The 11750-nt window shown below is 67.3% G+C and carries 14 protein-coding genes; 6 read left to right on the forward strand and 8 right to left on the reverse strand.

Features of this window, described 5'->3' with window-relative positions; translation table 11 throughout:
- Positions 1 to 76 precede the first annotated feature (76 nt).
- Positions 77 to 484, forward strand: a complete 408-nt coding sequence (locus ACLMAJ_RS12150) for a YciI family protein (protein WP_412013723.1) — start codon at positions 77 to 79, stop codon at positions 482 to 484.
- Positions 485 to 510: 26 nt separating this feature from the next.
- A complete protein-coding gene (locus ACLMAJ_RS12155) occupies positions 511 to 1656 on the forward strand; it encodes an RNA polymerase sigma factor (protein WP_412014063.1) in 1146 nt (381 codons plus the stop codon).
- A 195-nt stretch (positions 1657 to 1851) separates the two neighbouring features.
- Here the strand turns inward: ACLMAJ_RS12155 and ACLMAJ_RS12160 are convergent, their stop codons facing one another.
- The 3 genes from ACLMAJ_RS12160 to ACLMAJ_RS12170 all read right to left on the reverse strand — a co-directional run bounded on the left by ACLMAJ_RS12160 (position 1852) and on the right by ACLMAJ_RS12170 (position 5113).
- Positions 1852 to 2748: an RNA polymerase sigma-70 factor gene (locus tag ACLMAJ_RS12160; protein ID WP_412013725.1), complete on the reverse strand. Its 897-nt coding sequence runs from the start codon at positions 2746 to 2748 to the stop codon at positions 1852 to 1854.
- A complete protein-coding gene (locus tag ACLMAJ_RS12165; RefSeq protein WP_412013726.1) occupies positions 2745 to 3923 on the reverse strand; it encodes an NAD(P)/FAD-dependent oxidoreductase in 1179 nt (392 codons plus the stop codon). Before ACLMAJ_RS12165 ends, ACLMAJ_RS12160 begins: the two co-directional genes overlap by 4 nt.
- 188 nt (positions 3924 to 4111) lie before the next feature.
- The gene (locus tag ACLMAJ_RS12170) at positions 4112 to 5113 is read right to left on the reverse strand and encodes a helix-turn-helix transcriptional regulator (protein ID WP_412013727.1); all 1002 of its coding nucleotides are present in this window, start codon (positions 5111 to 5113) and stop codon (positions 4112 to 4114) included.
- Between the two features lie 106 nt (positions 5114 to 5219).
- Between ACLMAJ_RS12170 and ACLMAJ_RS12175 the strand changes: the two genes are divergently transcribed.
- Positions 5220 to 5618 carry a VOC family protein gene (locus ACLMAJ_RS12175; protein WP_412013728.1) on the forward strand — a complete coding sequence of 133 codons (399 nt, stop codon included), beginning with the start codon at positions 5220 to 5222 and terminating at the stop codon, positions 5616 to 5618.
- A 51-nt stretch (positions 5619 to 5669) separates the two neighbouring features.
- Here ACLMAJ_RS12175 and ACLMAJ_RS12180 read toward each other — a convergent pair whose 3' ends face one another.
- On the reverse strand, positions 5670 to 6608 hold the full coding sequence (locus ACLMAJ_RS12180; protein WP_412013729.1) for an RNA polymerase sigma-70 factor: 939 nt from the start codon (positions 6606 to 6608) through the stop codon (positions 5670 to 5672).
- A 188-nt stretch (positions 6609 to 6796) separates the two neighbouring features.
- On the opposite strand from ACLMAJ_RS12180, the gene ACLMAJ_RS12185 reads away from it, so the two are divergent.
- Positions 6797 to 7282 carry a carboxymuconolactone decarboxylase family protein gene (locus ACLMAJ_RS12185; protein ID WP_412013730.1) on the forward strand — a complete coding sequence of 162 codons (486 nt, stop codon included), beginning with the start codon at positions 6797 to 6799 and terminating at the stop codon, positions 7280 to 7282.
- Between the two features lie 117 nt (positions 7283 to 7399).
- Here ACLMAJ_RS12185 and ACLMAJ_RS12190 read toward each other — a convergent pair whose 3' ends face one another.
- Together ACLMAJ_RS12190 and ACLMAJ_RS12195 are read right to left on the reverse strand one after the other, a co-directional pair.
- Positions 7400 to 7894, reverse strand: coding sequence for an SRPBCC family protein (locus tag ACLMAJ_RS12190; RefSeq protein WP_412013731.1), 495 nt, complete (start codon positions 7892 to 7894; stop codon positions 7400 to 7402).
- Complete coding sequence (locus tag ACLMAJ_RS12195) at positions 7891 to 8259, reverse strand: hypothetical protein (RefSeq protein WP_412013732.1); 369 nt, start codon at positions 8257 to 8259, stop codon at positions 7891 to 7893. The genes ACLMAJ_RS12190 and ACLMAJ_RS12195 overlap by 4 nt, the downstream gene beginning before the upstream one ends.
- Positions 8260 to 8280: 21 nt before the next feature.
- Here ACLMAJ_RS12195 and ACLMAJ_RS12200 point away from each other — a divergent pair, with 21 nt between their 5' ends.
- Positions 8281 to 8874, forward strand: a complete 594-nt coding sequence (locus tag ACLMAJ_RS12200; protein WP_412013733.1) for a TetR family transcriptional regulator — start codon at positions 8281 to 8283, stop codon at positions 8872 to 8874.
- A gap of 36 nt (positions 8875 to 8910) precedes the next feature.
- Here the strand turns inward: ACLMAJ_RS12200 and ACLMAJ_RS12205 are convergent, their stop codons facing one another.
- Positions 8911 to 9561: an HAD family hydrolase gene (locus ACLMAJ_RS12205; protein WP_412013734.1), complete on the reverse strand. Its 651-nt coding sequence runs from the start codon at positions 9559 to 9561 to the stop codon at positions 8911 to 8913.
- Between the two features lie 226 nt (positions 9562 to 9787).
- Here ACLMAJ_RS12205 and ACLMAJ_RS12210 point away from each other — a divergent pair, with 226 nt between their 5' ends.
- Positions 9788 to 10462, forward strand: a complete 675-nt coding sequence (locus ACLMAJ_RS12210) for a PaaI family thioesterase (protein ID WP_412013735.1) — start codon at positions 9788 to 9790, stop codon at positions 10460 to 10462.
- An 86-nt stretch (positions 10463 to 10548) separates the two neighbouring features.
- Here the strand turns inward: ACLMAJ_RS12210 and ACLMAJ_RS12215 are convergent, their stop codons facing one another.
- Positions 10549 to 11712, reverse strand: a complete 1164-nt coding sequence (locus tag ACLMAJ_RS12215; RefSeq protein ID WP_412013736.1) for a sulfotransferase family protein — start codon at positions 11710 to 11712, stop codon at positions 10549 to 10551.
- Positions 11713 to 11750 lie beyond the last annotated feature (38 nt).

Consider the following 11750-nt stretch of genomic DNA (forward strand, 5'->3'; position numbering starts at 1 on the left):
TGTCGAGAACGGGCTGACGGCTCCGTTCCAGGGGCAAATGCGGCCACCACGGCCGTACGACACCAAGGAGTCCAGCATGGCGAAATATCTGCTTCTCAAGCACTACCGTGGCGCGCCCGAGGCCACGAACGCAATCCCGATGGACCAATGGACCGCGCAGGAGGTCCAAGACCACGTGCAGTACATGATCGACTTCGCCGCCAGGCTCGAGAGCACCGGCGAGTACGTCGACAGCCAGGAACTCTCGCCGAGAGGCACGTTCGTCCAGTACGCCGGGGAGGGGCTACCGCCCGTCACCGACGGGCCCTTCGCGGAGATCAAGGACCTGATCGCCGGCTGGATGGTCATCGATGTCGACACCTACGAGCGCGCGCTCGCGCTCGCCGGCGAATTGTCGGCGGCCCCCGGCGCCGGCGGCAAGCCGATCCACGAATGGCTCGAGCTGCGCCCGTTCCTGGGTACGCCGCCGACAGTCACCGAGTGACCGAATCGGCCGGGGCAGATCAGATGATGGACGAACTGCTACTGCGGGAGCTGACTCCCGCGGTGATCGGCGTCCTGGTGCATCGCGGAGTCGACTTCGCGACGGCCGAGGACGCCGTGCAGGAGGCACTCATTCAGGCCGCGCTGACCTGGCCGGACCAGCGGCCCGCCGACCCGAAGGGCTGGCTGATCACGGTTGCCTGGCGTAAGTTCCTCGACGCCCACCGCTCCGAGGCGGCGCGGCGCGATCGGGAGCAGCGGATCGAGGCCGAACCGCCGCCCGGACCGACCGAGGCAGCAGACGACACGTTGCAGCTCTACTTTCTGTGCGCCCATCCGTCGCTGACCCCGGCCTCCGCGGTGGCCCTCACGCTGCGCGCCGTGGGCGGCTTGAGCACCCGGCAGATCGCCCAGGCCTACCTGGTGCCGGAGGCGACGATGGCGCAGCGGATCAGCCGGGCCAAACGCACGGTCCGTGACGTCCGGTTCGAGGAGACCGGCGATCCGGCGACCGTGCTGCGGGTGCTCTACCTGGTCTTCAACGAGGGCTACACCGGCGACATCGACCTGGCCGCCGAGGCGATCCGGCTCACCCGGCAGTTGGCTTCGATGACCGATAACGAGGAGACCGCGGGACTGCTGGCGTTGATGCTGTTGCACCACGCTCGACGACCCGCGCGAACCTTGCGTGACGGCAGCCTGGTCCCACTGGCCGAGCAGGACCGCTCCCGCTGGAACACTTCGCTCATCGCCGAGGGCGTCGCGGTCTTGCAGAAAGCGCTCGGTCGCGACCGACTCGGCGAGTTCCAAGCCCAGGCCGCTATCGCCGCCCTGCATGCCGACGCGCCGAGCGCCGAAGAGACCGACTGGGTGCAGATCGTCGGCTGGTACGACGAGCTGGTCCGGCTCACCGAAAGCCCTGTCGTGCAGCTCAACCGGGCCGTCGCGGTCGGCGAGGCCGATGGCCCTGCCGCCGGCCTCGCGGCCTTGGCAACCGTGGACCCCGGCCTGCCTCGCCACACCGCCGCCTCGGCGTACCTGCACGAGAAGGCGGGCGACCTTCGGACCGCGGCACGACTGTATGCCGACGCCGCCCAGGCCGCCCCCAACCTCGCCGAACGGCACCACCTCACCCTGCAGGCAGCGCGGATCAGTCAGTCCCTGCGTGAGTGAGCCCGTCCGGGCCGTCCGGACGATCTGGACGCGACCGGCCCGGTTCCGATGTCGGGACGCGCCGTCAGGTAGTCCTCGACCAGCGCGCTGATCGTTTGCTGGATCGGAAGAACGCGGCGGCGATGTTCCAAGGGGCATTGGCCCACTGGGCGACGCCCATGCGCCCTGAAGTGCGCAAACGACAGTGTCGGCTGCCTAGCGGCTGATCTGACGCGCAACCGTCACCGCGGCGAGTTTGTCCGGGTTGCGGATGGCGTAGAGGGTGCTGATCTTGCCGTCGCTGATCTCGATCAGGAATACGCCTTTCAGATGGTCGTCGCTGTAGACGACCATCGCGGGCGCGTTGTTGCAGTTGACCATCGCGATCCGCAGATTCGGTGTCCTGCTCGCCCGGTGGAACAAGTCCATGAGGAACCCGGCCACCTTCTCCGCGCCCACCACCGGTCGGCGTGACGCAATCGCCTTGCCACCGCTGTCGGCAATCCAGGTGGCGTCCTGAGCGAGTAGCGAGAGCAGCACGTCGGTGTCACCGGTGGTCGCCGCTGTCATGAACTGCTCGGTGATCTGCGCGATCTTCGCCGCGTCGACGGGCTCGAAGCGTTTACGGCGCGCCTGCACGTGCTCGCGGGCGCGGTGCGCCACCTGGCGCGCCGTCATCACGGGTTTGCCCACCGCGGCGGCGATATCGGCGTAGTCGAATCCGAACACCTCGCGCAACACGAACACCGCACGCTCGTCGGGAGTGAGCGTTTCGAGCAGCACGAGCATCGCCATCGACACCGACTCGGCGAGCACCACGTCAGCCGACGCGTCGTGCTCGTCGAGCAGCAGCGGCTCGGGCAGCCACGGGCCGATGTAGTCCTCACGACGACGCGCGCACGACCGCAAGGCGTTCAGCGCCTGACGGGTCACCAACCGTGCCAGATACGACTTGGTGTCGCGCACCGTCGCCAGGTCCACCTCGGCCCACCGCAGATAGCTGTCCTGCAGCACGTCGTCGGATTCGGTTGCCGAGCCGAGGATTTCGTAGACGATCGTGAACAGCAGCGGCCGCAGCACAGTGAATCGCTCGGCATGCTCGTCGGCCGTCACGGGACCACCGGCGCGACGGAGGTCGGCTGCTCGGGACGCGGGCCGCCCTTCGGCCAGACCAGAGAACCCGGCTTGCGGGCCTCCCTGCGGATCTTCCCCATTCCGATCTTGCAGGTCATCTCCTTGATCCTCGCGCCGGCGCGGCCGCCGATGTAGAGGTTCACCGCGATATCGTCTTTGCGGGTGAGCTGGCGGATGCCGGCGCGGCGACCGAGGCTGACGCAGGTCCCGAGCAGAGCCTGGTCGATCACCGCGGGTTCGGTGCCCGCGATGTGGCTCAGCACAGTGTCGGCGGCCTGTGCGCCGAGGGCACCTGCGCCTTGACAGCTCATCCGCAGCGGTTGGCCCGAGGGGGCGGCGGCGTCGCCGGTCGCCACGATGCGGGCGTCATCGATACTGGTCAGCGTCTCGTCGGTGAGCAGCCGACCGAGCGCGTCGGTCCGCATCCCGCTCTCGGTCGCCAACTCCGGCACACCGAAACCGGTCGTCCAGATGGTGAGGACGCTCGGACGCACCGCGCCGCTGGCCAAGACAACCGCATCCGGCCGGACCTCGGCTACCTTGTCGGCCTCGAGCACGGTGACACCGTGCCGGGACAGCCACTTGGCGGCATACCGACGACCCGGCGCACTCAGTGACGGCATCAGGATGCCACCACACACCAGCGTGACCGTGCGCCCTTGTTCGACCAGTTCGGCGGCCGTCTCGATGCCGGTCGGTCCGCCGCCGACCACGGTGACCGGCGCATCGAGAGGCAACTCGTCCAGCCTGGCGCGCAGTCGCTGCGCGGATTCGAATTCAGCGATGGGGAAAGCGAACTCGGCCGCGCCGGAAATAGACGGTGTCGCCGCGGTGCTGCCGACCGCGTAGATAACGTGGTCGTAGTCCAGCGCGCGACCCGACGCGAGTTGCACGATCCGGGCGGCGGTGTCGATGCGCGTGGCGCTATCGACGACGAGCTGGATGCCCTCGCCGAGCAGTGTGCCGTAGTCGACTGTCGCGTCGCCCGTGCCGGCCACGAACTGGTGCAGCCGGATTCGATCGACGAACTTCGGGCGGGGATTGACCAGCGCGATGTCGACATCGGTGCGCATCCGTAGATGGTTGGCCGCGACTGTTCCGGCGTAACCGCCGCCGATGACGATGACCTTGTGGGGAGTGGCTTGTCCAGGCATGCCCTCGAGACACCGCGGAGCGCCGAAACGTGACACCTCGCGGCGTGACGTGCATCACTCGGGTCCGTCAGCCGAAGCTTGTTTCGGCACGGCCGGTGGAAGTGCGACCGAAGGCCCCCGACCGCCTGGCATCGGGCCCATGCCATGGTCGACACCGACGAGGGGTCGCCGCGGAGCCGGTCTGCGTTCTACTCGCCGGGCTCGGGTCGGTCGCCGGTGGCCGCGAGCAGCCGTCGAGCGAGGGCTCGCACGGATTGGTTGAGCGCATGGGGGTGTTCGATGATGAAGCGGCGGTCCAGTCCGGCGAGGACGGCGGGGATCCAGTCGAGTCGTTCGGCCCGGATGCGCACCCGGACCCATGGATCTGTGTCGGCTTGCGCTGTGTCGGTGGAGATTTCGTCCACGATCGAGATCGCCGCGGGCAGCAGCGGGCGGATCTCGGCGACCGTGCCTTGGACGCGGATGGAGACTTCGTGCCGGTAGGGCGTCTGGGCCAGCGCCGACATCAGGTAGGCAGCCGGCTCGAATCCGCTCGGTAGTGCGAACGTCCCGGATGACATCGTTGCCGTCGTGATGCGGTCCAGCCGAAACGAACGTGTTTCGCCGCTGGCCAAGTCTGCGCCGGTCACATACCACCGGCCGGCGTGGGCAACGATCCCGTACGGGTGCAAGGTCCGGTCGCTGCGCCGCCCGTTCCTGTCGACATAGGCGATCTCGATCGGCCGACGGTCGCGGGTGGCTTCGGCAACCAGCAGCAAGACACCGGTCTCCGGTGTTGTCCCGGGACGAGCCTCGGCGGTGAACTCGACGGTGTGCAGCAGCGTCTCCAACCGGGCAGCCAGAGCCTTGGGCAGGACTCGGCGGAGCTTGGCCGCGGCGCTGTCGGCCGCGTGGGCCGAAGTGGTCGTCCATCCGGCGTGCGGTCCGGTGACGAGGCCGAGCAGCACGGCCAGCGCTTCCTCGGCGGACAGCATCAACGGCGGCATCCGATATCCGGGGGCAAGCTGGTAGCCGCCGTACCGACCACGTACCGACCGGACCGGGATGTCCAGATCGGTGAGGTGGGTGACATACCTGCGGACGGTGCGCTCGTCGACATCGAGTCGCTGGGACAGTTCACCGACGGTATGGGTGCCCCCCGTCTGCAGTATTTCCAGCAGGGCGAGCACGCGAGCGGTGGGGCGCGTCACAACTGAAAGTCTCACACATATACCGGGCGGTTCTCGTCCGGTATCGGTTCTAGCGTTGCGGGCGTCGGTGGGGCCTGCCCGCCGCATTCCACCAAGGGAGCATGCCGTGAATCTCGTGTCGATTCGTCTGATCACCGATGACATCCAGCGCCTGGTCGGGTTCTACGAGCAGGTGACCGGAGTCGAAGCGACCTGGGCTACGCCGGACTTCGCCGAACTCGTCACGCCGAAGGGCACGCTGGCCATCGGCAGCACCCGGACGGTGGCGTTGTTCGGGGAGGGCAGCGCGCGACCGGCCGACAACCACACCGCGATCATCGAGTTCATGGTCGCCGACGTGGATGCCGACCATCAAAGGCTCCGCGACACCGTCGGCGATTTCGTCAACGAGCCGACCACGATGCCGTGGGGAAACCGGTCCCTGCTGTTCCGTGATCCCGACGGCAACCTGATCAACCTCTTCACACCCGTCACCGCGTCGGCCATCGCCAAGTTCACTCGATGACCGATCGATCCCGCGTCCGCTGGAAGCTCACGTTCACTCGCCGCCTATGACTCACCGGCCGAGAGCAGTCTCTCGCTCCATACGCGAGAGCTTCTCGGGATTGCGCACGGCGTAGAGCCCGGTGATGAGGCCGTCGTCGATGCGCACCGCCACAACGGTGTCGATCTCGCCGTCCCGCCGCAGAATGAGCGCCGGATAGCCATTGACCTGCGCCGGGCGCAGCGCCGCCGCAGACATCTTGCCCAGCCCTGCGGCCAGCACGCCAGCCACCAGCTCGGCCCCGACGACAGGCCTCAGCACGGCCTGCACGACGCCGCCACCATCACCCAGGAAGACCACATCCGGCGCGAGCATGTCGAGCAAGCCCTGCAAATCACCCGTTTCGACCGCCCGCTGAAACGCCTCGAGTGCCTCTCGGGACTCGACCGCGGAAACAACGCCGCGCGGTCGGCGCGCGGCGACGTGTGCCCGCGCGCGGTGCGCGATCTGACGAACCGCGGCCGGGGTCTTGTCGACGGCTTCGGCGATCTCGTCGTACTCCAGATCGAACACCTCGCGCAACACGAACACCGCCCGCTCCGTCGGCGCGAGCGTCTCCAGCACCAGCAACATCGCCATCGAAACGCTGTCGGCCAACTCGACATCCTCGGCGACATCGGGCGCGGTCAAAAGCGGCTCGGGTAGCCATGGCCCGACATAGGATTCCTTGCGCCGTCCGAGCGTGCGCAGCCGGCTCAGCGCCTGACGGGTGGTGATCCTGACCAGATAGGCACGCTGATTCTGCACCGCATCGAGATCGACGCCCGCCCACCGCAGCCAGGTCTCCTGTAGGACGTCCTCAGCGTCGGCGGCCGAGCCGAGCATCTCGTAGGCGACGGTGAACAGCAGGTTGCGGTGGGCGACGAACGCCTCGGTGGCGGCGTCCGGACGGTCGGCTCGGCTGATGCTCCCGCCGCGATCTTCGGGCGTAGTCTGCGGCGTGCTTGCCATTAATGGCTCCTATTCACTCTCGACTGTGTCGCCCATCAGACACCGGGCACCGCCGTTTTGTGACACCCGAGGCGGACACCCGACCGTGACGCACGCCACATGCGCGGCGCTGTCACAAGGAACGGGTCGTGAGCGTCTCATGTTCGTTCAGTGCAGTAGCACGCAACACCACGAGTGAGGACGAAGTCATGGAACCCCGATTCAACTTGGTAGACAACGCAATCGGCGCCAAATTCGCCAAGCGGTTCGGCAACACCAGTATGGTGATCATCCAGTCGAATCTGCCCAAGGTCACCCAGGACCTGGTGATGCTGCGCGTCAGTCAGATCAACGGCTGCGGTTGGTGCACCGACGTGCACAGCAAGGACCTCGCGCACGCCGGGGAATCCTCGGTGCGCATCAACCTGGTCGCTACCTGGCGCGAGTCCTCCGTGTTCACCGACGCCGAGCGGGCCGCGCTCGCGCTCGGTGAGGAGGGCACCCGTATCGCCGACGCCAACCACGGCGTGTCCGACGAGACCTGGGCCCAGGTGCGCAAGCACTACGACGACGACCAGGTCGCCGCGCTGGTCGCCCTGGTCGCCCAGATCAACGCGGCCAACCGGCTCGGTGTGATCGTGCGCCAGCAAGGCGGCTCCTACGTGCCGGGCATGTACGACGCCGTGGCCAACTGAACGGCAGGCGAATCCCGGCCCGGCCCAGGATCATTCGATCCGGGCCGGGCCCGCGGCGAGTCCATGGAGCCGCCGTGCAACAACAGCACCGGCTCGCCCGAACCTCGGCAGCGCCCATCAAGCGAGCGCCCGCTCCTCCGCCTCGGCCAACTCCTTCAACGTTAGCAACTGCTTGCGCATCATGAGCAGATCACCCATCGCCAGCACCCGCCCGACGAGCCGCGGTACGCCGCATCGCATTCGAACCGAGAGACGAGTTCCGCCGCCCTCCGGCCGCACCGCGTAGGTCACGCAGATTTTTCCGGCGACCAGCGTGATGTGCCTGCCGAGAACGAAGGACACCAAGTCGAATTGACCCATGAACCGTTGTCCCACTTCGAGTTCAGTGAGTTCCGAATCGCGATTGCGCGGGCTGCGGCGGCCCCGGCGGTCGAGCAGATCGTAGCTGTAGGGCGCCACCCGCAACTGGCATAGCCAGGCGTAGACCAGCTGCGGCGAGGCGTCGATGCTGATGGCCCGATCCGCTTGCACCCCACCGTGGTTCAGATCATCACACGGCATGTGCTGCGCACACTCGGCCTCGGTGGCTCCCCAGATCAGCCCGGGGATCATGCCGCCGCCTCGATCTGCCGCAGCATCCGGCGCACGATCACCTGGTGTCCACCGCTGCCGATCACCAACGCCCGGTAGATCTTGCCGTGCAGGCCGGGGAACTCGCCCCACGACCGCGCCCGCACCCGAGTCCGGCTCGGCCCCTCGTCGTCGAGTTCGAAGATCAGCGCGTAGCGCGCGAACCAGTGCCTGCCCGAGAGCGCCAGCCGTGCGGGCGGCTCGGCGGCGTCGAGCACGAATCCCCTCGGCACGCCGGCCGGGTCGGACGGGTCCTTGCAGACGACTTTCAGCAGCGCTCTCCATGCCCGATCCCGATTCGCGTCGATCGATCTGGCATGCTCGTCAATGTAGGACAATCGCTCCATATAGAAGGAACGTACTAGTACATGGCACCACCCCGCAAGCACGACACCGATGTGATCCTCGACGCAGCACGCACCCTCGTGCTCGCCGACGGACCCCGCGCGGCCAGCGTGGCCGCGATCGCCGCCGCAAGCGGCGCGCCTGTCGGCACGCTCTACCACCGCTTCGGCAACCGCAACGGCGTCCTCACCGAGGCGTGGTTGCGCGCGCTCACACGCTTCCAGCAACGCGTCATGGCCGGCGCGGGCGAGCAGGACCCGGTCGAGGCCGGAGTGGCGATGGCAGTGGCGGCCGTGCGGTTCGGCCGCGAATTACCAGACGACGCCAAGCTTCTACTCAACCTGCGCCCGAGCGACCTGCTCGACGGCGGCCCCGACGCGGAGTTCCGAGGCCGCCTCGAGGGCATGAACGCGCCGCTGTTCCAACACCTGCGCCGCCTGGCCCGCGATCTTTTCGGGCGCGACGACGCCCGCGAGATCGACGCTGTCAGCCGGGCCGTCGTCGACCTCCCATACGCGGCACTGCGCCGCCACGCCCACGCTGGTGAACTACCCGAGTGGCTCGACGCCGACCTCGCCGAGGCCGCCCGTACATTGTTGACGTCGTACCGGCGCTGACGAGCCCTCGGGAAGTCGGCCCACCGGCGGCCGTGGCTATCCGGAAATCAGATCGGAGGTCAGCTGGTCGAGCCCGTCGATAACGTGCGCCGCCAAGGCGAGCGCGTCGGCGGCGGGCGGATACTCGGGCCGAGGAGCGGCGATCACCCGCATGCCCGCGGCATGTGCCGAGCGCAGGCCGTTGCTCGAATCCTCCACTGCGGCACACTCGGTCGACTTCTGACGCAGGAACCCCGCCACGGCGACATACACATCCGGTGCGGGCTTGCCCCGATCCACTTCCTCCGTCGAGAACGTGACGTCGAAGAATTCGATCAATCCGGTGCGACCGAGCACCTTGTCGATCAGTGTGCGCGGCGAGGAGCTCGCCACACCCAGCGGCCACCGCTCGCTCATCCGCTGCACCGCGGAGACAGCGCCCGGTAACAAGGGCACCTTCCGGTCGTAGTGGCCCGCCATTCGCTCGATCACCTCATTGGCCACCGTGTCCGGTGATTCACCGACACCGAGCTCGCCGCTCAGATAGTCCGACCACTCGCCGGTGCTCATGCCCATCAACCGCTGCTGCGTATCCGGTAGCCAGCGTCCGCCCTTCTCGGCGACGTACTCGCGGCGCACCTGCTCCCATACCGGCTCGGAATCGATCAGTACGCCGTCCATATCGAAGACAACTGCCGTAATACGCATCGGGACAAAGCCTTTCGCCAGCCGCGCCGGTCCTGCCGATCAATCGATCGTCGACCGACGGTTTTCGGGTTCTTCGGAAGACCTGATGGAGGAGCCATCGTAACCGGAAGGATGCAAAACTCGGATTGCATGCCCCGGAATCGGCCCGACTTCTTCACGTCGGCCACTGCCGCGGCCACGCACCCCGCCGAGCGAGCATCCGGCCGGCAACCGATAACGTGTTCTCATGAACGAACTGCAGGTCGGCGACTCGCTACCCGATCAAGAGCACCACGAGGGCGGGTTCCGGCCGATGTCGGAGCTGATCGACGCACACGATGGTCGCGATATCGACATCACCCGCGGCGGACCGCACTACGGCGAATTCATCGAGCAAGTGCGCGGCCTGATGGACCGGGTGCGGCTGGCCAGTCCCTCCGATGAGCTGGCACTGGAGACCATCGGCGTCCTCGAGCAGCTCAACGACAAGCTGGACGCGGCGACCGTGGACGAGTGGTCGACCCCTACTTGGACCAGGTTCGATCTGCCCGGCCGCGGAAACATCACGCTGCCGCCTTTCACGATCGACCACGCCGACACCGACGGTGTCGATGCCCGGATCACCTTCCGCACATACCATCTGGGCGGCAATAACGCCGCGCACGGCGGGCAGGTGGCCATCGGCTTCGACGACCTGCTCGGCATGGCCGCGGCGGTGCACGCCGGCGCGGTGACCAGAACCGCCTCACTCACGGTGGACTACCGGTCCATCACCCCGCTCAACACCGAGCTGAAGGTCCGCGCCTGGGCCGAACGGCAGGAGGGCCGCAAGGTATTCGTGCGCGCCACCCTGCACAACGGTGAGCGGTTGTGCGCCGAGGCGCACGGCCTTTTCATCGTGCTCAAACCCGGGCAGGCGTGAGGCGGTAGTTCGAGCCCGGCTCGACGACGGCAGCCAGGAGCCGGGAAACTTGGTGGGCCGCAACAGCACCCGACCCACCAAGTCGCTCACTTACCGGGAAAATGCTCGCTGCGATAGTCCGCGAACCGAGCGTCGACCTGGTCAGCGGTCAGTCCGAAATCCTCCAGCGTGTAGCGGTGTGCCGGACGTGCCGCCCCGGAGGTACTTTCCGAATGCAGTGCCGCCATCGACGATTCGGCCGCCGTACTCAGCGTCAGATCGAAGTGCTGATAGATCGACCCGACGGTGCCGATCGGGTCGGCGACGAAATCGTCGTAATAGACATCGCAGAACTGCGCGGCATTGTGGTGTTTGCGGTCGGCGAGGAACCGGTCGGCTCCCCTGGCCCACAGATCCAGCTGCGCCGCACCGACAACCGGCCCGCGGAACTTTTCCGACCACCCGGCCGACGCCTGCTCATTGAGGCTGCACACCGAACCGATGATGGTCCGCGGATCCCGATGCATCTGGATGACGAGCGCATCCGGGTACGTCGCGAAGATCGCATCCAGTGCGAACAGATGACTCGGATTCTTCAGCACCCACCTGCGGCCCGCATCGGGCAGGCCGATCAGTTGCAGGTTGCGCCGATGCCTGCGGTACGCGTCGGTCCAATCCTGCTGACGCAGCCATTCGGAGTACCCGGGCAGATACCCGAGGCACTCGTAGGACACCGACATCGCCGACTGCCGGAGCAGCTGCCAGCATTCCTCCACCTGGTCGGCGGAAATATGGTGCACACCCATGAATTCCGGATGCTCCACGTGATGCTTCTCGAACGCGGCCTCGATACGCTGGTAGACCGGATTCTGCGCCCACGTCTCGCGCGGCGGCCGCGGCTGCGGCATCTCGGTCAGCCACATCTCCAGCCCCTGATGCGCCGGGTCCGCGTTGAGCAGCCGGTGCACCGCCGTTGTGCCGGAGCGTGGCAGCCCGGTCACGAAGACGGGCCGCTCGATGGCCACCTCGGCGTGCTCGGGAAATCGCTGCCACGCGGACTCGCTGAGCAGTCGCGCGATCAGCGCGCCGCGCAGGAACGCGCGGTTCACCTTGTTGCCGAAGGGGGTCAGCTCCGCGTCCTTGGCGTAGGACTCGAGCAGCACGCCCAGGCCTTCGCGGTAGCTGTCGTCCCCGAAGTCCTCCAGCCCGACGACCTTGGTCGCCGAGGCATGCAGATCGTCGATGGTGCCGACGTCGTCTCTGCCGATCACTGTCATCTCCTCAGAATGGATGCGGAACAACCGCACCC

Origin of the sequence: Nocardia arseniciresistens (assembly GCF_046764875.1) — a bacterium.
Classification (GTDB): Bacteria; Actinomycetota; Actinomycetes; order Mycobacteriales; family Mycobacteriaceae; genus Nocardia; species Nocardia arseniciresistens.